This window comes from Maribacter chungangensis (genome assembly GCF_042676845.1).
In the GTDB taxonomy this organism is placed as follows: Bacteria; Bacteroidota; Bacteroidia; order Flavobacteriales; family Flavobacteriaceae; genus Maribacter; species Maribacter chungangensis.
In genome coordinates this window covers 1-18,870 of record NZ_JBHTHY010000006.1, presented here as the reverse complement: position 1 = coordinate 18,870, position 18,870 = coordinate 1, and the positions used below count along the sequence as shown (strand labels likewise).

Here is an 18,870-nt window from a genome sequence, read left to right as displayed (position 1 = left end):
GAATTCTCGTGAACCAAGTAAAGACCACTAGCAGGTATACCAGTTTTTTGATTTCCCTAGTTGTTAGATACGCACTTGTTATTATTACCATTATCTTTAACTCAAACTTTAAAAATGAAAGAACAGAATTTTAAAAATCATGGTAAACTCGTTAAAGGGTTTCATGGACTCTTGTTTATTGGGATACTTGCTTTATTGATCGGGGCTGTAAACAATCTTATTCGTAGCAGTAGTGACAACCTGTATTTGGCCTCTTTGGTAGTACTGATCGCTATTATATTTTTGATTATGGCATGGTATGTTCGTAGCTTTCCTTTAAAAGCCCAGGACAGAGCCATAAAAGCAGAGGAAAATTTGAGGTATTATGTACTAACGGGCAAATTATTCCCCAAAAAACTAAACATATCCCAAATCATAGCCCTGCGTTTTGCAAGTGATGAAGAGTTTTTACCCTTAGTGGAAAAAGCAGTTAAGGAAAACTTAACCAATAAAGAAATAAAAATGCTGATAAAAAATTGGAGACCAGATTTTTACAGGGTTTGAATTGTACTAATCAACTACACAAAAAGCCACGCTTTCAAATTTCGAAAGCGTGGCTTTTTAATTTAACTAGTAGTTGACTTGTAACCGAACCAGCTGCAAGTTGGCGGTAGCGGGGGATAAGTTGTAAAAGGTTGTTAATGGAGACTTACTTATGACGGCACAAGCGTGACGCTTGCGCTAGCAGGGGCAGCATAGATACTTTGGTGGTTTTCTTACTCGGTTAAGCATCAGTTGCAAACTGACTCTAGAGGGTTTTTACAAAAGCTTGTTATGAACAACTCTTTTTGGAACTGGTTGGAAACTAGCTCTATTATAAGCCTTTTGATTTAATCTAGTGGGAAAGACAGCCCAAACGCAAATGCACCAACAAACTGCCTTATTTGTGGTTGTGCATAGTAAGTTAACCCTATATCAACATTGTTATTCTTACCAAGCTCCAATCCAATCGAGAAAGGAATATGGTAGATAAAACCTTTGGAAGTCACATTATCAAAAAAGGTCTTTGTTTGAAATTTTCCGACCGATGTCCCTATTCCAAGTTCAACATATGGGGCAACATACGGTATTGGAGCACGTAAACGGAATTTACCACCGAGCAGAAAAGCATTAGACTCCGCTAGTTCGTTAGTAGGTTTACCACCTAACGTTGTACCGTTAGAGTTCGTAAATACAACACCCGCATAAGGTCTTAACTGAAACCACGAAGTTATCTTTAGAACGAGTTCTCCCTGAGCATAAAAACCGTCATCCCCTATCGTATCCATACTGTTATAAGGAATGCTTAGGCCATAACCAATTTGAACGTTTATAGATTTTTCCTTTACAAACTGGGCCTGCGTTATACCGGAAACTAGTATTACACCTGCTATTATAATATTCCTCATACCTATCAAAAACTTAGATCAAAATATATTATTGTAACGGTTATGGTTATTGCTCCCTTTGGCGATGATTTTTAATTGATGCCCACAAGAGCAAAATCATTTCCGGCTCCGCAAAGTCTCCCGATTTTGAGGCTACAAGAACGGATGCAAATGAAAGTTTAAATAATTTCGTTTTAAATCCCCAGCCAGCGCGAGCGTCACGCTCGTGCGCACAAAGCTTTGCCTTTCTATTTTATTAATTTTTAACCTTTGTTTTTCTCAACTATTTTTTACGTCTTATTCAACTCTTTTACTCGGCCCTGCTTCTTGATGACGTTACGAGCGCGAAGCTCGCACAAGCCCTCTGCTGTTCCAGTTCTGCTCGCGTCAGCAGGGGAATTAAAGTTCCCCCATCGGGGGCGGAGCGGGCTTCTACCCCAACCACCCCTCTCTATCTAAACTTCTGTACTGTATCGCCTCTCCGATATGGTTCCCGTTCAGTTCGGCTTCGTTGGCCAAATCGGCAATGGTCCTGGCTACTTTTAAAATACGGTCGTAGGCGCGTGCAGAGAGGTTTAGGCGCTCCATGGCATTTTTTAAGAGTGATTTGGAGGCCTCGTCCAAACGACAGAACTCCCGTATCTGTTTGGTGTTCATTTGGGCGTTGTAATGCACGTTTTCCAGTTCTCTAAACCGTTGGGTCTGGATTTCCCTGGCCTGTGTTACCCTTTTGCGGATTTCTACACTCCCCTCCCCTTTTCGGTCCTCGGACAATTTCTCAAAGGGTACTGGCGTTACTTCGATATGGATATCGATACGGTCCAACAAAGGTCCGGATATCTTGCTCAAATACCGTTGCATTTCTGCCGGAGAAGAGGTTACGGGAGCATCCGGATCGTTAAAATAGCCTCCGGGACTCGGATTCATACTGGCCACCAACATAAAACTGCTCGGATAGGTTACCGTAAACCGTGCCCTTGAAATCGTAACTTCACGGTCTTCCAAAGGTTGGCGCAATACTTCCAGCACCCCTCGTTTAAATTCCGGTAGTTCATCCAAAAACAATACGCCATTATGAGAAAGTGAAATCTCGCCCGGTTGCGGGTAGGAACCACCGCCAACAAGGGCAACGTCAGAAATGGTATGATGCGGACTACGGAACGGCCGTTGGTTCATTAAACCCATGTTTTTTATCTTTCCCACGACACTATGTATCTTGGTAGTTTCCAAGGCTTCATGCAGGGTCATGGGCGGTAAGATGGAAGGCAATCGCTTGGCCAACATGGTTTTACCGGCACCGGGAGGCCCGATCAGGATAATATTATGTCCACCTGCAGCGGCAATTTCCATGCAGCGTTTAATGCTTTCCTGTCCTTTTACATCGGAAAAATCGAACTCGGGAAAATCAAGGCTTTTATAAAACTCGGCCCGGGTATCTATAATGGTTTGCTCTAAAGGCGTGCCTTGATCAAAAAATTCCAATACCTGTTTGATGTTATCGACACCGTACACCTTTAAGTCGTTCACTATAGCGGCTTCCTTAGCATTTTCGCTTGGCAGAATAAAGCCTGTATAGCCTTCTTCCTGTGCCTTTATCGCAATGGGCAAGGCTCCTTTTATGGGCTGTAAACTACCGTCTAGCGACAGTTCCCCCATTATAATGTACTTTTCTATTTCCTCCGACTGTATCTGACTAGATGCCGCCAAAATACCCAATGCCAACGTAAGGTCGTAAGCGGAACCTTCCTTTCGAAGATCGGCAGGTGCCATGTTTATGGTTATTTTCTTACCGGGGATTTTATAGCCGTTGTTCTGCAGCGCGGCAGCTATTCTATAATTACTTTCCTTGATGGCATTATCGGGGAGTCCTACAAGGTGATAACCTATACCCTTATCAATATTTACCTCAACCGTTATCGTCGTGGCTTCCACCCCAAAAACGGCACTCCCGTACACCTTTGTAAGCATTCTTTATTCCTTTGGACTAAAAATAAGGATTTCTTGGGAGTTTTGTATTTCTTCCTTGTTCATCATCATTTTTCGAAATTTGCCATCGATATACAATTGTGACTGATCCTTATAATGTTTGCTAAACGGATTTCCGGACTGACCCGTAGGCAGGATACTCACACTGTTTTCCACATCTGAGAAATCGATTACCCTGCGTGTTGAAGGTCCTGAACTAGTCTTGTACATTCTCGTGCCATCATAGCCAAAATACATATTATTGATTACCTCCCGGGTTCCGTGTACCGGAAAGGGCCCCACGTTAAAGAAGGACTTCAAGGCCTCCACTTGTCCGATCGGATGTGGATGTTCAAGTGTATGTACCTTGCCCCATGTCCATGCGGATAAATCAGCACCAAAATCATTTTCCAAAGAAGTTAGTGCCTTTAGGAATGCGTCCTGTACAATCATCTCGGCGGTCTCCTTGGTGTCCGATGTATTCACATTGTCCCACCAAACAGAGCTAGACTTCTCCGACATGGGAGCAATCACCCTTTTATGAAAATGGGTGCTTAAAAACTGTGTAAACTGTTCTTCGCCCAACTCGTCCTTAAAGGTGTTCTTCAGTAGAAAATATTCCCATCGGGTAAATATGGTTGCCGCAACGCTTTCCAGAGGATAATCGCCCTGCCATACATTTAGTTCGTCCAAAGCCTTTAGCTGTAATTCACTAAGTACCGAAATATCTATTTTCTTGACCAATTCCCGAACAATTTCCGGGTTGACCGAAGATGTTACGTCCAAGATCATTTCACTGGCGCTATCCAAATCCCAATCGTTCTTTGGCTCCAAAAGATCAACGATACGCTTGCCCCTGTTCTCGGGAAGATAATAACCGGGGACCAACATGCCGGCAATGGAATCGGGCTGATTGTTGGCAGAATATACATAGTTCCATGGCGGATTTACAGCTTGTGGGTTTTTGGAAAAATCCAACAGTGTTTTATCCAAGGGTAGACCGGTACCGGGTTCAAAAACCAGTTTGGTGTTTACACTGTCCGGTATTTCATAAAGTTGGGCACTGGCAAACCAACCAATGTTTCCCTCTGCATCGCCATACATCATATTTAGTCCGGGTGCATGAATTTTGGGCAGGGCCTTCTTGAATTCCGATAGGTTCTTAGCCTGACTAATACCATAGAACGCATCTATAACCTCGTTTTCCATCTGGGTATATGCCCAAGACATGGCTATAGGGCGCTCACCGGTAACCTGATCCGCAATTCCGTTTAAAACAGGCCCATGAACCGATTTCTTATAGGAAAAAGAAACATCCTCCGCATCTTTAACGGTTATGGTTTTGTTAACGATTTCATAGGCTTTCCAGTCATTTACGGTTTTGTATTCGTTTGGGTTGGAGGGGTTGTTTTCCTCAAAATAAAAATCTACATCGTCGTTCTCGAACATGGTAACCCCATAGGCCAAGTTTCGGTCATGACCTAAAACGGGAAAGGGAATGCCCGCCATGTGGTAACCGTACTTGGAATAACTGGGCGTTTCTATGTGCGCCTCGAACCAGACCGAGGGCTGTGCAAAACCAATATGGGGATCGTTCGTAAAAATTACTTTTCCGTTCCTTGTTTTGTCCGGTGCCAAAACCCAACTATTACTGCCCTCGAACAGAGGTAAATTCAATTCTCCAAGCGCATCTGAAACTAGGGATGCAATCGTATTTTGAATAGAGTCCGCCGGTTTTTGGTGATAATTCTTTATCCACTCTAGATCTGTTGACGAAGCTATTTCCAAATCGGCAAGGTAAGCAGGTCCCAATTTGTCCTTTATATTGGTAAGTAGTGGGTCTGTCTTATGGGCCATGGCAAAACTAAAGGCCATATACCCCATGGTGTTGTACATATCCTTTAAAGAAAATTGGGTCTTATCGATACCTGTTAAATAAAACTCCACCGGTGTTGGCCCATCTGCAATAAATTGATTGACACCATCCAAGTAGGCCTGAGCTACTTTTACGGCTTCCTTGTTCTTATCCAACTTGGATACGGTTACCACCGAGGCGTCATCGATGCCCAAGGCCAAGAAAAATTTATCGGTATCCAATAAATCAGCACCAAAAACTTCCGATAGTCCACCACTTCCTATTCTACGTAAGAGTTCCATCTGCCAAAGTCGGTCTTGCGCATGCACATAACCCAAGGTCCTAAAGGCATCTTCCTGCGTTGCTCCATAGATATGCGGTATCCCGTAAGTATCATAGTACACCTGCACCTCATGTTGTAGTTTTGGCAGGGTTTTGTTACCGGAATACTCCGGTTTTAAAGTTTGGATAAAAATTACACCGGTTATGGCTATTACAATAACCAATACCAGTAAAATAAAACCTATTTTCTTCAGCGTTTTCATATCTATATTTAGGGGGATAACGTGCCGAAGGTATGACTAAATTTTGACAAAAAAAGCGTGTAGCCCTGTATTTTACTAAACTACCATCGGCTAAAGACCGATGGGTTTTATTTCGCCTAAAGGCGACTAAAGAACCGAAACCCCAAATTTTACGACCTAATAACAAATAACTATTGACCGATAACTATTCGGGGGGGGCTACAAAAGTCGTCGCCTGAAGGCGAGGAATTTCCCCCAGAATGATACATTAAAGGTGACTATCTAAAAGCTTTTGACGAAGCTACTCCCTAAAATTCCGAAGCCCTTCTAAAAGCCACTTCCTGTAGGTGTCCGAATCACTATTTTGAATAGACGAATTGAGTACCTCAAGATCGGGTGAAAGCAACACATAAAACGGTTGGGAAACTGCATTGAAGTTAATATCCTGAAAAGTTCCCCATTTCTGTGCAATGTTCTCGATGCGCTTTACACGGCCAGATGCATATTGAAAATTGAACTGCTCCGCCTCTGGGAGCTCTTTTCGGTCATCGACATATAAGGAAATAAGCACATAATCATTTTTAAGGATGGGGAAAATATCAGGTTCGCTCCATACGTTCTCCTCCATTTTCCTGCAGTTGACACAGGCCCATCCGGTAAAATCGAGTAAGATAGGTTTATTGATTTCTTTAGCATGCGCCAGACCTGCTTCAAAGTCCTTAAAACATTCAATGCCCAAGGGACAGTCGCTTTCCTGCTCAAAAACACTGTAGAATTCCGGAGGTGGAAACCCACTTAATAATTTGAGGTTGGATACCTTGCTTACCCCAAGGATAAGATAGACGGTAAACGCGGCACTAAGAATGGCCGTAACTTTTCTGCCCAAGCCTAATTTTTGTTTTGGTCCATCGTGTGGAAATCGTATTATTCCAAATAGGTACAAGGTCATGAGCAGGCCAATCAGGATCCATATCCCTAGGAAAATCTCCCTTTTAAAAATACCCCAATTCCCCACTAAATCGGCATTGGAAAGGAATTTTAGGGCCAGACCCAGTTCCAGGAAACCCAGTACTACCTTTACCGTAGTCATCCATCCTCCGGACTTCGGCAGGGAATTTAACCACGCAGGAAATAGGGCAAACAAAGCAAAAGGCAAGGCGAGCGCCACGCCAAAACCGGTCATACCTGCGGTTAGGTTAATGGCCACATCGCCCTCTGCCAAGGTCGTTCCTACTAGAAGTCCGCCCAAAATAGGTCCCGTACAGGAGAACGAAACAATCGCCAAAGTAACCGCCATAAAAAAGATACCCAAAGCTCCGCCTACTTTAGAGGAGGCAGCGTCCATTTTATTGGCCCATGAGCTAGGCAACGTTAGTTCATAATATCCAAAAAAGGAAAAAGCGAAAAAGACAAAAATGGCAAAAAAGGCCAGATTGAGCCATACATTGGTGGCAATGGTATTAAGGATTTGCGAGTCTACCGAATCGAACAAATGGAAAGGTAGACTTAACAAAAAGTAAATCAATACAATGAAAAAGCCATAGAGCAAAGCATTCGCGATGCCTTTGGATTTTTTATGGGAATGCTTGGTAAAAAAGGATACGGTCAATGGAATCATTGGAAATACACAAGGCGTAAGCAAGGCGATGAGCCCTCCTAGAAATCCCAAAGCAAAAATGACCCATAAACTGGTACTTGCTCCAATCTCTTCCTGTCCCTGGGTAAGCAGTTCCTTATTTTTAAGGTCCAATTTCAAAACCGCTGAAAGTGCCTTGCTCCGGTCGTCTACGCTTAAGACATCGTTGGTTGCGACAGCCTCTCCGTTTAGCGAAAACACAAAATCGATATCCGCGGGAATACAGACATCCTTACAGACTTGATAAAACAGGTTGACCTTTATTTGTGATACATCCGGGTTTATTAGTTTTATCTTTTGGGTAAAGATTGCTTCCTTCCTAAAAAAGGTTTCCTCTACTTCAAAAATTTCGCTGTATTCGGTCACCGTTTTGCTTTCTTCCGCAGTCCCCACAAGTTCATAATCCGTTCCTACTTCCTTAAAAGTGAATTCGCTAGGCAAGGAACCGCCTTCCGCCGTATACTGGGAAAAGACGTACCAACCATCAAAGATCTTACCTTCTACAATAAGCTCATACTCCGTATCGGAAAGTTGATTTACTTTGGTTTCCCACACTACTGGGTTTTCATCGTCCTGAGCCAGTCCAAAAAAGGGTAACGCAACAAAGAAAATACTTAAAATTACTAATCTCATAACTTCACTTCTATTCTTAAAACCACCTTTGTATCGTCTTTAATTTTAAAGCGTTCATCGGCCCTTTTTCCTATAATCCAAACAATATCCTCGCCGGAACAGAGCAGCCATTGTCGCTCCTTTAGGGCTACAGGCACTTTCTCGTCCTTAAAGAACTTTGCCAACTTCTTTTTCCCTTTGAAACCCAAAGGATAAAAATAGTCGCCTTTTTTCCATTTCCTTACCTGTAACGGATACTTTAACGCATTTTTATCCACATAAATTATAGTTGCGGTGTTCTCATTTCTTTCGGGTACTTCCAAAAGTTCCATTGGTATGGGTTCCGTCAACTTGGTGTCCTCTCTCGCAATCGTGTAGGTTTCATTACCCTGAGTGGTACCGACCAGAGGCGAAAGCCAGAGATACTCCCTATCTTTTAACAATTTGTGCGTACTGGATTCCATATATTTTCCGCTCATCGCCCCCAACAAATCGGTAAGGTTTTCCCAATCCGTAAAACCATAGTCCTTAAAGAGTCCGTAGAGGTAGCCCTCCAACGGATTTAGTTCTTTTAATCGTCCAATGGCTATTTTAAATAATCCGTTTTTAGGAAGAAACAAAGTATCTTTAATTTGGGCGATATGGTTTTCGGCAATAATGGCGGACTGATCCAAATAGCCTATGCTCTTTTTAAAATTCTCCAAAAAGTTGGGATGCAATTCCTTTAGTGCTGGAACTACCTCAGCACGAATTTTGTTGCGTAAATACTTAACGTCGGCATTACTGGCATCTTCTCTCCACGTTAATCCGTTTGCTTTTGCATAGGCTAAGAGTTCTACTCTAGAGAACTTCAAAAGCGGACGGGCAATAGTTTCCGTTTGCTCCGGCATGCCTGTGAGTCCGTCTATTCCCGTACCTCTTGATAAGTTGATAAGAAAAGTTTCTAGCGCATCGTCCAAGTGATGGGCCGTTAGCACTTTTTCAAAACCATGGGTTTCTAAAAGCTCTTCAAACCAAGTATATCTAAGTTCACGAGCCGCCATTTGTACGGAAACCTTTTGTTGGTTCACAAAACCAAGCGTATCAAAATGGGTAACTAAAACCTCAGCCCCAAGTTGCTGGGCCAATTCCTTGACAAAAGCTTCATCGGCATCACTGTCCCTTCCGCGCAATCTAAAATTACAGTGTGCAATGGCAAAAGTAAGCCCGGCCGCATGACATAAATGACTTAACACCACACTGTCCAGACCCCCACTACAGGCGATCAGCACCCTGTTATTTGGGAGTAAAGGAAAATTTAGGTCTATATGTGCTTTAAACTTGGTAAGCATTTGGCAAAGGTAAGGATTTGGTTAGGTTAGGCTTGAGATTTTATACCTGCGGATTTAGGTGTGAGGCATTAGAGGCTAGTAGAAAGCAAAAAAGTGGGCAGTAGGACAGGTAGCAATTAGCAGTGGCAGTAATAAGTACTAAGTGGCGGACTAAATTTGGTTGTTCGTTTTTACGAGGAGCGGAACGAAGGTTGAAATGATTTAGAAAGGTTAAAGCGATGTGGCAATCTGTTGAAATAAGCAGGTAGGGCGTAGTTTATATTTTGACACTTGAACTCTCCTGCGGGGGGCGGGCTTGCTCATTTAGTTTGTGTTTGATTTTTGTATTTGCAGTTAACACCTTGCCCCTACTCCTCTAACACCTGCCGCATGGCCTTGGCCTTTAATAGGCATTCTTGGTATTCCTTTTCGGGAACCGATTTGGCCGTAATGGCACTGCCTACTGCGTAGGACACATATTTATTGGTTGCATTGTATAGAATACTACGAATGACCACATTAAAATCGAAATCGCCCTCGGGTGTAAAGTAGCCTACTGCCCCACTGTACAGGCCTCGTTTAAAGGATTCCAGTTCCTCTATAATCTTCATGGCACTCACTTTAGGCGCACCGGTCATGCTGCCCATGGGGAAAGTTTCTTTGAGCAATTTTATGGGGTCGGCATCATCTGGCACAGTCGCCGATATCGTAGAGATCATTTGATGTACTTGGTCAAAAGAATAGACCTTACAAAGCTCCTCAACCACAACACTTCCTTTTAGAGCACTTTTGGAAAGATCGTTCCGTACTAAATCTACGATCATAATATTTTCGGACCGCTCCTTTTCATCTGTTTGTAGATTACTGATAAGTTGGGCATCAATTTCATCATGTTTAGAACGGGGGGCGGTGCCTTTTATGGGTTGGGAAATTACTTTTGTTCCTGTTTTTTTTAAATACCGTTCCGGACTGGCACACAGCAAATGTTTATCGAAAAGTTTAACATACGTGGCAAACGGTGGTTTTGAAATGGTATTGAGTTTTTTGTAGGTCCTTATGGCATCGATCTGCAAGTTCTCGGCATAAAATTCCTGACAAAAATTGGCCTCATAGATATCCCCCTTGTGAATATGGGACAGCATCCTGTTGACCTTGGAAAAATACTCGTCCTTAAAAATTCGCATTTTAATATGTACGGCACCAACCGAAGCATTCACTTCCTCGGGCCGAAATGTTCCCTTGGTCACGGTCTCAAAATCGGTTTCTATTTCATCGGCTACCATATTTAGATAACAGAACTCGACCTTTTCCCCCTGCATACTAATTATTTTTTTGGGCTGAAAAAAATAGAGTTCCGGAAATTCCGCACCATCATAATTTTTAGAGGACAGGTACTCTACATCATTTTTAAGGTCGTAGGATAGGTAGCCAAAAATCCAGTCGTTCGCTTGGCTTTGGAATTCGGACAGGTCTTTAAAACCATGTTGTGCATCGGTAGAAATTCCTGTAAGTCCGTCCACGGCCAAGAGCGCGTCAAAGGAACTATAAGAGCTTTTATGTCCGTTACTATCCAACCAAGCCACCTCATGGTACTGGCGGGACCACTCCAGGAGCGCATCCTTAAACCCTTGAACATCGGCAACAGTAAAACAAATGGTAGTTCTCAACAACTAGCGGATTGCATCTAAAAAAGACTGAAGTTTTTTTGCGTGTTCGGCAGCCAAGGGCGTATCTAAAATACCTTTATCCACATCAAAATTATCCGCAAAACCGGGGAGGGAAAACGTATCCGTCACAATAGCACCAAAACGTGAAAGCAATTTGTCGGATACTTCCAATGAACTCTGCGCCCCACGCTTTCCGCCAGATGTGGCCATTAGGAATACCTTGGTATCCCTAATAAAATCCCTATCCACCCTAGAAAGCCAGTCTATCACATTTTTAAAATAGGCCGATGGATTACTGTTGTGTTCGTTTACAGATAAGATGATTCCTGCCGCTCCTTGTATGTTCTTGCTCAAGGAAACGATTGCATCCGGATGGCCCCTTTCTTTTTCATAGTCCTCGCTAAACATGGGAAAGGAATGTTTGGCCATGTTTAGCAGGTTTACTTCATTATTTTGTACCAAGGATGCCGTAAAGCGCACCAGCTGGTAATTTATGGAAGTGGACGAATTGCTTCCTGCGAATCCTAATATATATGACATGTGACTTTTTTTTGAATTACGAAAATACCTCAAATACCGCTTTGTTGCCAGTATTTTGTCTAATTTTGCCGACCGGAACGTCCAAACGTACTCGTATTGAAGTATATAGCACTAGTATGACCAAATTAAACACCAAAAATACACGCCTATATTTTATTGATGCCATTCGCGCATGGGCAATCCTAATGATGCTACAAGGTCATTTTATAGATGGCTTGTTGGACAACGCCTTTCGTAACGATTCCAACCTACTGTTCGGTATCTGGAAATACTTTAGGGGTATCACCGCTCCGGTATTCTTTACCGTTTCGGGTTTTATTTTTACTTATTTATTAATAAAAGTACCAGAAATAGGGTGGGACAACCCTAGGATAAAAAAAGGAATCAGACGTGGGTTGGAGTTGCTGGCCATTGGCTACCTCCTTCGATTAAATATTTTTGGGCTCTTTAAAGGAGAAGTGTACAGTTCTTTTTATTTGGTGGACGTGCTGCATTGTATAGGTCTATCCATTCTTGCCATTATCGGATTTTACTTGATTACGGCCAACGGCAAGAAATGGCTGCTGCCTGCAGTTTTAGTGGCCACCACCTTGGTGCTGTTCCTTTTTGAACCCTGGTACAAATCGGCCAGTTTTCAGTGGCTTCCGCAATGGATCGCCAACTATTTTACAAAAGCGAACGGCTCCGTATTCACTATTTTACCCTGGTTGGGCTATGCCACTTTTGGTAGTTTTACCGCTGTACTTTTTCATAAATACAAGTATTATAAGTACCTATATCCAATGGCTATTATGGTCTGCACTGCTTTTGGCATCTTACTCATTTTCTATTCCTCGGATGCTTTTTGGGCACTTTCGCGGGCCACGGGTACGTCATTGTTTGCCGATATATTTTATAACAACTATCTTTTTATCCGTCTGGGCGACGTTCTTTTGGTCTTTGCCCTGTTCATGTTATTCAGAAGTTTCCTTACCAATAAGACCTTGCTGCGCTTGGGGCAGAGCACCTTGTCTATCTATGTTATCCATTTCGTAGTACTCTATGGTAGCTTTACGGGGCTTGGACTCTACGGTTTCTTTAACCACTCCGTTAGCCCTTACATTGCGGTAAGCGGAGCGATACTCTTCATGGTATTGTGCTCCTATTTGGCCCTACGTTATGAGGACAACAAAATATCCATTAAAAAAACGATGCGTTCCTATTTCAACAGTGCCAGACTAGCCCTTGAAAATGGACTGATATACGGTTTTGGCACCCTGCGTAACCTCTCCCTAAAGCTGGCCAAATTATTTGGACTCATTAAGAATTGAGCTGCGCTGTTTTAGTTGTCGCTTCTTTGGCTTAATTTGTCCAAAAAAATAATAAAAATGAGCGATAACAACTACTCTCCCATTCAAGTAGAATTAGAAAAAGACAAAAGATACGCTTGGTGTACCTGCAGCCACAGTGCCAACCAGCCCTTTTGCGATGGTGCACATAGAGCACATAACAAACCGCCTTCTTTGGGGTTTAGCGTAACAGAAGATAAATCGGCCTTTTTATGTACATGTAAGAAGACAAGTAATCCTCCCTATTGTGATGGGAGCCATAAGAATTAGTCTTTAGTCAAGTTAAAATTTTTGAAGTTTTAAAAGTAAAAAAGCAGCCGTTTTCGGGCTGCTTTTTTTGTTAATATACACAGTGTTGACTAAAGTCTTAGCTACGTTTAAATATGCAAAGCACGGTCTTCCGTTGCTGCCAAAGCTGCTTCCTTTACTGCTTCTGCGTAAGTGGGGTGCGCATGGCTCATGCGTGCAATATCCTCGGCAGATGCCCGGAACTCCATGGCGGTAACTGCCTCGGTAATCAAATCCGCACAACGGGCACCGATCATGTGTACGCCCAAGACTTCGTCCGTTTCTTTATCGGCGAGTATTTTTACAAATCCGTCAATATCCGTACTTGCCCTGGCACGGCCCAAGGCACGCATGGGAAATTGTCCAACTTTATAGGCCACACCGGCTTCCTTTAATTGTTCCTCGGTCTTGCCTACAGCGGCAACCTCTGGCCAAGTATAGACCACACCGGGTATTAAATTGTAATCGATATGGGGTTTTTGTCCCGCTAATTGCTCTGCCACCAAGGTACCTTCTTCTTCGGCCTTGTGTGCCAACATGGCGCCTTTTACCACGTCGCCAATGGCATATATGTTATCCACGCTGGTTTTCAAATGACCATCTACCGCTACCCTGCCACGATCGTCCAACTCAACGCCGGCCGCTTCTAAATTTAATCCTTTGGTGAACGCACTTCTTCCCACGGAAACCAGGCAGTAATCCCCTTCAAAAACAACCTCCTTGCCCTTCTTGTCGTCTGCCTTTACCGTAATCTTGTCGCCTTTACGTTCCACGGATTTCACCTTGTGTGACAGTGCGAATTTCACTTTTTGCTTTTTAAGCACCTTCATCAGTTCCTTGGAGAGCGCGGCATCCATAGTAGGGATAATGCGGTCCATATATTCAACCACCGTAACTTCTGCACCCAATCTTCTGTATACCTGTCCAAGTTCCAGCCCAATAACACCACCACCGATAACGATCATGTGTTTCGGAATCTCCTTTAATTTCAGTGCTTCGGTAGAGGTTATAATTCGCTCTTTATCTACGGTAATAAAAGGAAGTGTAGAAGGCTTGGACCCCGTAGCAATAATAATGTTCTTAGCGCCGATCGTTTCCACTTTGCCGTCCTCTTTTGCGATATGGACATGGGTGGCGTCCTTAAAGCTTCCCAAACCGTGGAGTACTTCAATTTTATTTTTATCCATCAAGAATTCAATACCCTTGGTCGTTTGATCCACAACAGCCTGCTTTCTACCGATCATTTTTTCAAGATTGATCTTGATTTCCCCATGAATTTCTATCCCGTGATTCTCAAAATGCTTTACGGCGTCTTCATAATGATGAGAAGAATCCAACAAGGCCTTGGAAGGTATACAACCAACATTTAAACAGGTACCCCCTAGGGTGTCATATTTTTCTATTATCGCGGTCTTCATTCCTAACTGGGCACAACGGATCGCAGCTACATATCCTCCAGGTCCAGAGCCTATTACGGCTACATCATATTGATTCATATTTTCTATTTTTCAAATTGCTGTAAAATTAATACTATTTTCTGTTTTTAAAGCGGGATTGCCGTAGAATGCTTAACCTCTTTTATAGTAAACGAACTCTGGGTGCTCCCAATATGGTTAATGGCAGTAAGCTTGGAAACCATAAAATTACGATAGTCCTCCATATCCTTGACCACGATTTTTAGAAGATAATCATAATCGCCGCTTAAGTGGTAACACTCCACCACCTCGGTCAATTGCACCACTTCCCGCTCAAATTGCCTGATATTGTCTTTCGTATGCTGCACCAGTTTTATATGACAGAATACGGTAAAGTTTTTAGCTACCTTGACCTTCTCCACTAAGGCGACATAAGCCTTTATAGTACCCGTTTTTTCCAAACGTTTAATGCGTTCATAGACCGCTGTCGTTGATAATTGCAAATGAAGTGCATATTCCTTGGTGGTCTTTTTACAATCGTCCTGCAACAAGCGTATCAATTGTTTATCGGTACTGTCTAACTTCATAATGAAAGGATTTCTTTTCTAAGGACAAAACGCTCCCCAAATCAGTTTTATTTTCTAAAAATACCTAAATAATAGTTTTAAAATCCATTTAACCGATTTAACATTGACAATTAATCCACAAAAAAGTAAGTTTACCTATAAAATATACTATTATGAGCAGGAAAGCAGCGAACGATTTACAGGATTTACAGTATTTTGGAGAGTATGGCGGTGTAAACCCTTCCATTTCCGATTCCTCTACGTATACCTTTTTATCGGCCAAGACCATGTTCGATACCTTTGAAGGTAATACCGAAGGCTGCTATCTGTACAGTCGTCACTCCTCACCTTCCAACCTGTATCTAGGGGAGGCATTGGCCGCCTTGGAAGGCACCGAGAGCGCCAACGTTACCGCAAGCGGAATGGGCGCCATTACGGCCGTAATCCTTCAATTATGTAACGCAGGTGACCATATCGTAAGCAGTAGGACTATCTACGGAGGCACCTATGCCTTTATGAAGAATTTCCTAAAAAAGTTCGCTATAGAAACATCGTTCGTCGATATTACGGATATGGATGCCGTGGCCAGGGCCATAACGCCAAAAACAAAAATGATCTATTGCGAGAGCGTCAGCAATCCCCTATTGGAGGTTGCCGATATTTCTGCCCTGGCCAAGATTTCCCATCAGCAAGACATTCCGTTAGTAGTTGACAATACCTTCTCTCCCCTTACGATCCGTCCGGTTTCCTTGGGTGCGGATATCGTTATCCATAGCTTAACCAAGTTCATCAACGGAACAAGTGACTGTGTTGCAGGTGTTGTTTGCGGTACAACGGATTTCTGCCTTAGCCTAAAAGACGTGAACCATGGTGCCGGAATGTTATTGGGCAGTACGTTGGACAGTCAGCGCGCCGCATCCATCCTAAAAAATATGCGCACCCTGCACATCAGGATACAAAAGCACAGTGAAAACGCCCTTTTTCTTGCCCAAAAATTTGAAGCTGACGGATTACGGGTCGTTTACCCCGGACTTCCCACCCACACGGGCCATTTGAAAATGAAAGAACAAATGAACCCACAATATGGTTTTGGCGGTCTGCTAACGCTAGATGTGGGGTCTCTGGAACAAGCCAATGCGCTAATGGAACTGATGCAAGACAAAAAATTGGGCTATTTGGCCGTTAGTCTAGGATTCTACAAAACCCTGTTCAGTGCGCCGGGCAGTTCTACCTCTTCCGAAATTCCCATAGAAGAACAAAAGGAAATGGGCTTGGGAGACGGTTTGATCCGTTTCTCCATAGGATTGGACAACGATATCCAAAGAACCTACGAACAGATGAAAGACTGTATGGAGCAGCTGGGAATTATAGTGGATAAAATTACACTCCGTAAATAACACCTTTTGTTCTGTTTGCACATCCGTTTCATAAGTTGTAATATTACGGGATAACCAAACAAAATTTAATGGCCAAGCAAAACCCGAATAAACATAGACAGAACGAAACCATTGTCGAAAACAAAGCGTTGAGTATATGGGAGGCGTTGATTCCTGTAATAGTTCTAGTAGGCATGTTGGCCTACAATGTGTATGTCTTTGGAGATGACGCCTTAAGCGGTTCCAATCAGTTTGTACTTTTATTAGGTGGTGCCGTTGCAGCTATCGTAGGATTCAGGAACAAAGTTTCCTATAAGACTATGATTGCCGAAGTGGCCGAAAATGTCAAATCTACCACCGGCGCACTACTTATACTTTTAATGGTAGGCGCATTAGCAGGAACTTGGTTGATCAGCGGAATTATCCCGGCCATGATCTATTACGGACTCCAAATTTTGAATCCAACTATCTTTCTTGCGGCCTGTGTGATTATCTGTGCCATAATATCAGTCGCTACCGGCAGTAGCTGGACCACGTCCGCTACCGTAGGCATAGCTTTGATAGGTATTGGAGATGCTTTGGGGATTTCCTTGGGTATGACGGCAGGAGCGGCCCTTTCCGGCGCCTATTTTGGAGATAAACTTTCTCCTTTGAGCGATACTACAAACTTGGCTCCGGCTATGGCAGGAGGTGAATTGTTCAGCCATATAAAATACATGACCATTACGACCGTACCTACCATTTTAGTTACGTTGACCGTTTTTATTATCTTAGGACTGAACCTAGATACATCCGGAACCGCGGATATAGATGGTATTTTAAGGTCGATAGAAGCAAGTTTCAACATTAGTGGGTGGCTTTTTCTGGTGCCAATTGTTGTGATTTTTTTAATAGTGAAGAAAACACCTCCACTGGCGGCCCTGCTTATCGGAACACTTTTAGGTGGTGCATTCGCACTATTTTTTCAACCGGATGTTGTAGCGGGCATCACCAAAGCGAAAGAACTGACCTTTGAATCCGGTTATGAAGGCATATTAAAGGCCATTACCGTAAGCACCGAGATACCAACGGATAATGAAGCCTTAACAGACCTGTTCGCAGCAAAAGGAATGGCCGGTATGCTTGGTACGATATGGCTTATCGTATGTGCTATGGTTTTTGGTGGCATTATGGACGGAATCGGCGCTTTGGCAAGAATCAGTGCTGCGCTGCTTAGCTTAGCAAAGAGTACGTTTGGCCTTTTTGCAAGTACGGTTGCCAGCTGTTTGGCATTGAACGTAACGGCGTCGGACCAGTACTTGGCTATCGTAGTGCCCGGTAAAATGTTCGCAAAAGCTTACAAGGACAAAGGTCTGGCGCCAGAAAACCTAAGTAGAACCTTAGAGGATTCCGGTACGGTAACCTCCGTGTTAGTGCCGTGGAATACCTGTGGCGCCTATCATAGTGGGGTGTTGGGCGTAAGTGTAGGCGAATACTTCATGTTTGCGATCTTTAATTGGTTAAGCCCTATAATGACCTTGATTTTTGCAGGACTGGGAATCAAGATCAAACAATTGGCCGATAAGGTTAGCGAATAGGTAGCTGCAAGCTAAAAAATATTACCGTTTTGGGAGTTGTTTTATTGTCTTTAATACCAAAATGGTAAATTGACGGTTATAGCTAAAAGAACATTGCGGGAATATTGGGAGAAAAATCCTGAATCGGAGCAGCAATTATCCTCATGGTATAGAGAGGCCTCAAAGGCCGATTGGGAAAATCCGAACCAGATAAAGGAAAAATACCTGTCCGCAGGCATCCTTAAAAACAGCCGAGTGGTATTCAATATATGCGGGAACAAATTCCGTTTGTTAACCGAAATCAACTTTCCAAGAAAATGGGTGTTCATCCGAATTTATCGGAACCCACAAAGAATATGACAAAATCGACGCAAACAATATTTGATATGGACATAAAAGCAATAAAATCCGAAGAGGACTACAATCAGGCACTAAAGAGATTGGATAAGATTTTCCACGCCGAGGTGGACACTCCCGAAGGAGACGAGGCGGAGGTACTATCCATCCTGATCGAAAAATACGAGGACGAGCATTATCCGATCGGAATGCCCGACCCAATAGAGGCCATCAAGTTCCGTATGGAACAAATGGGAATGAAACAGAAGGACTTGGCCGAGGTAGTCGGATTTACAAGCCGGGTGAGTGAAATCCTTAACAGGAAACGCAAACTGACCTTGAACATGATCAGAAAATTAAGTTCTACCCTACAAATCCCTACAGAAGTATTGGTTCAAGACTACTAGCGGAAAAGCCAGCAGATAATAACTAAGCATATGGCGCGCCGATAGGCTAGCGCTATATGACTTGTTGACTGATCCGGGGTTTG

16 protein-coding genes are annotated in these 18,870 nt (G+C 43.1%); 7 read left to right on the top strand and 9 right to left on the bottom strand.

The genetic code is table 11. The features are described from left to right. Positions 1-114: 114 nt before the first annotated feature. Positions 115-543: a DUF6526 family protein gene (locus ACFQZJ_RS08185; protein ID WP_379933736.1), complete on the top strand. Its 429-nt coding sequence runs from the start codon at positions 115-117 to the stop codon at positions 541-543. Positions 544-869: 326 nt separating this feature from the next. Here the strand turns inward: ACFQZJ_RS08185 and ACFQZJ_RS08180 are convergent, their stop codons facing one another. The 7 genes from ACFQZJ_RS08180 to ACFQZJ_RS08150 all read right to left on the bottom strand — a co-directional run bounded on the left by ACFQZJ_RS08180 (position 870) and on the right by ACFQZJ_RS08150 (position 11,515). Further along, the gene (locus ACFQZJ_RS08180) at positions 870-1,427 is read right to left on the bottom strand and encodes an acyloxyacyl hydrolase (RefSeq protein WP_379933735.1); all 558 of its coding nucleotides are present in this window, start codon (positions 1,425-1,427) and stop codon (positions 870-872) included. Positions 1,428-1,838: 411 nt separating this feature from the next. Next, positions 1,839-3,374, bottom strand: coding sequence for a YifB family Mg chelatase-like AAA ATPase (locus ACFQZJ_RS08175; protein ID WP_379933733.1), 1,536 nt, complete (start codon positions 3,372-3,374; stop codon positions 1,839-1,841). Positions 3,375-3,377: 3 nt separating this feature from the next. Then, positions 3,378-5,771 carry a penicillin acylase family protein gene (locus ACFQZJ_RS08170; protein ID WP_379933732.1) on the bottom strand — a complete coding sequence of 798 codons (2,394 nt, stop codon included), beginning with the start codon at positions 5,769-5,771 and terminating at the stop codon, positions 3,378-3,380. Between the two features lie 280 nt (positions 5,772-6,051). Further along, on the bottom strand, positions 6,052-8,019 hold the full coding sequence (locus ACFQZJ_RS08165) for a protein-disulfide reductase DsbD family protein (protein ID WP_379933730.1): 1,968 nt from the start codon (positions 8,017-8,019) through the stop codon (positions 6,052-6,054). Continuing rightward, entirely contained in the window at positions 8,016-9,329 is a 1,314-nt protein-coding gene (tilS, locus tag ACFQZJ_RS08160) for a tRNA lysidine(34) synthetase TilS (RefSeq protein ID WP_379933728.1), read from the bottom strand. Before tilS ends, ACFQZJ_RS08165 begins: the two co-directional genes overlap by 4 nt. A gap of 347 nt (positions 9,330-9,676) precedes the next feature. After that, positions 9,677-10,975, bottom strand: a complete 1,299-nt coding sequence (locus ACFQZJ_RS08155) for an anthranilate synthase component I family protein (protein ID WP_379933726.1) — start codon at positions 10,973-10,975, stop codon at positions 9,677-9,679. 3 nt (positions 10,976-10,978) lie between these two features. Then, positions 10,979-11,515: an NADPH-dependent FMN reductase gene (locus tag ACFQZJ_RS08150; protein ID WP_379933724.1), complete on the bottom strand. Its 537-nt coding sequence runs from the start codon at positions 11,513-11,515 to the stop codon at positions 10,979-10,981. Between the two features lie 116 nt (positions 11,516-11,631). Between ACFQZJ_RS08150 and ACFQZJ_RS08145 the strand changes: the two genes are divergently transcribed. Further along, complete coding sequence (locus ACFQZJ_RS08145) at positions 11,632-12,825, top strand: heparan-alpha-glucosaminide N-acetyltransferase domain-containing protein (RefSeq protein ID WP_379933723.1); 1,194 nt, start codon at positions 11,632-11,634, stop codon at positions 12,823-12,825. A gap of 57 nt (positions 12,826-12,882) precedes the next feature. Beyond that, the gene (locus ACFQZJ_RS08140; RefSeq protein WP_379933722.1) at positions 12,883-13,113 is read left to right on the top strand and encodes a CDGSH iron-sulfur domain-containing protein; all 231 of its coding nucleotides are present in this window, start codon (positions 12,883-12,885) and stop codon (positions 13,111-13,113) included. Between the two features lie 107 nt (positions 13,114-13,220). Here ACFQZJ_RS08140 and lpdA read toward each other — a convergent pair whose 3' ends face one another. Then, the gene (gene lpdA / locus ACFQZJ_RS08135; protein WP_379933721.1) at positions 13,221-14,627 is read right to left on the bottom strand and encodes a dihydrolipoyl dehydrogenase; all 1,407 of its coding nucleotides are present in this window, start codon (positions 14,625-14,627) and stop codon (positions 13,221-13,223) included. Between the two features lie 47 nt (positions 14,628-14,674). Then, on the bottom strand, positions 14,675-15,133 hold the full coding sequence (locus ACFQZJ_RS08130; RefSeq protein WP_379933720.1) for an Lrp/AsnC family transcriptional regulator: 459 nt from the start codon (positions 15,131-15,133) through the stop codon (positions 14,675-14,677). 152 nt (positions 15,134-15,285) lie between these two features. On the opposite strand from ACFQZJ_RS08130, the gene ACFQZJ_RS08125 reads away from it, so the two are divergent. From ACFQZJ_RS08125 to ACFQZJ_RS08110, 4 genes are all read left to right on the top strand, one after another. After that, complete coding sequence (locus ACFQZJ_RS08125; protein ID WP_379933719.1) at positions 15,286-16,509, top strand: aminotransferase class I/II-fold pyridoxal phosphate-dependent enzyme; 1,224 nt, start codon at positions 15,286-15,288, stop codon at positions 16,507-16,509. A 68-nt stretch (positions 16,510-16,577) separates the two neighbouring features. Next, positions 16,578-18,065 (top strand): Na+/H+ antiporter NhaC, encoded by a 1,488-nt coding sequence (nhaC, locus tag ACFQZJ_RS08120; RefSeq protein WP_379933718.1) that lies wholly within the window; start codon positions 16,578-16,580, stop codon positions 18,063-18,065. A gap of 69 nt (positions 18,066-18,134) precedes the next feature. Continuing rightward, the gene (locus ACFQZJ_RS08115; RefSeq protein WP_449288672.1) at positions 18,135-18,404 is read left to right on the top strand and encodes a type II toxin-antitoxin system HigB family toxin; all 270 of its coding nucleotides are present in this window, start codon (positions 18,135-18,137) and stop codon (positions 18,402-18,404) included. Positions 18,405-18,430: 26 nt separating this feature from the next. Then, positions 18,431-18,787: a helix-turn-helix domain-containing protein gene (locus ACFQZJ_RS08110; protein WP_379933717.1), complete on the top strand. Its 357-nt coding sequence runs from the start codon at positions 18,431-18,433 to the stop codon at positions 18,785-18,787. The last annotated feature ends 83 nt before the right edge of the window (positions 18,788-18,870 follow it).

Excerpts from the sequence above, each read along its gene's own strand:
- ACFQZJ_RS08150 (WP_379933724.1), bottom strand. The coding sequence starts at position 11,515 with ATGTCATATATATTAGGATTCGCAGGAAGCAATTCGTCCACTTCCATA.
- ACFQZJ_RS08175 (WP_379933733.1), bottom strand. The coding sequence starts at position 3,374 with ATGCTTACAAAGGTGTACGGGAGTGCCGTTTTTGGGGTGGAAGCCACG.
- ACFQZJ_RS08170 (WP_379933732.1), bottom strand. The coding sequence starts at position 5,771 with ATGAAAACGCTGAAGAAAATAGGTTTTATTTTACTGGTATTGGTTATT.
- tilS (WP_379933728.1), bottom strand. The coding sequence starts at position 9,329 with ATGCTTACCAAGTTTAAAGCACATATAGACCTAAATTTTCCTTTACTC.
- ACFQZJ_RS08165 (WP_379933730.1), bottom strand. The coding sequence starts at position 8,019 with ATGAGATTAGTAATTTTAAGTATTTTCTTTGTTGCGTTACCCTTTTTT.
- ACFQZJ_RS08180 (WP_379933735.1), bottom strand. The coding sequence starts at position 1,427 with ATGAGGAATATTATAATAGCAGGTGTAATACTAGTTTCCGGTATAACG.
- ACFQZJ_RS08140 (WP_379933722.1), top strand. The coding sequence starts at position 12,883 with ATGAGCGATAACAACTACTCTCCCATTCAAGTAGAATTAGAAAAAGAC.
- lpdA (WP_379933721.1), bottom strand. The coding sequence starts at position 14,627 with ATGAATCAATATGATGTAGCCGTAATAGGCTCTGGACCTGGAGGATAT.
- ACFQZJ_RS08110 (WP_379933717.1), top strand. The coding sequence starts at position 18,431 with ATGGACATAAAAGCAATAAAATCCGAAGAGGACTACAATCAGGCACTA.
- ACFQZJ_RS08130 (WP_379933720.1), bottom strand. The coding sequence starts at position 15,133 with ATGAAGTTAGACAGTACCGATAAACAATTGATACGCTTGTTGCAGGAC.
- ACFQZJ_RS08125 (WP_379933719.1), top strand. The coding sequence starts at position 15,286 with ATGAGCAGGAAAGCAGCGAACGATTTACAGGATTTACAGTATTTTGGA.
- nhaC (WP_379933718.1), top strand. The coding sequence starts at position 16,578 with ATGGCCAAGCAAAACCCGAATAAACATAGACAGAACGAAACCATTGTC.
- ACFQZJ_RS08145 (WP_379933723.1), top strand. The coding sequence starts at position 11,632 with ATGACCAAATTAAACACCAAAAATACACGCCTATATTTTATTGATGCC.
- ACFQZJ_RS08185 (WP_379933736.1), top strand. The coding sequence starts at position 115 with ATGAAAGAACAGAATTTTAAAAATCATGGTAAACTCGTTAAAGGGTTT.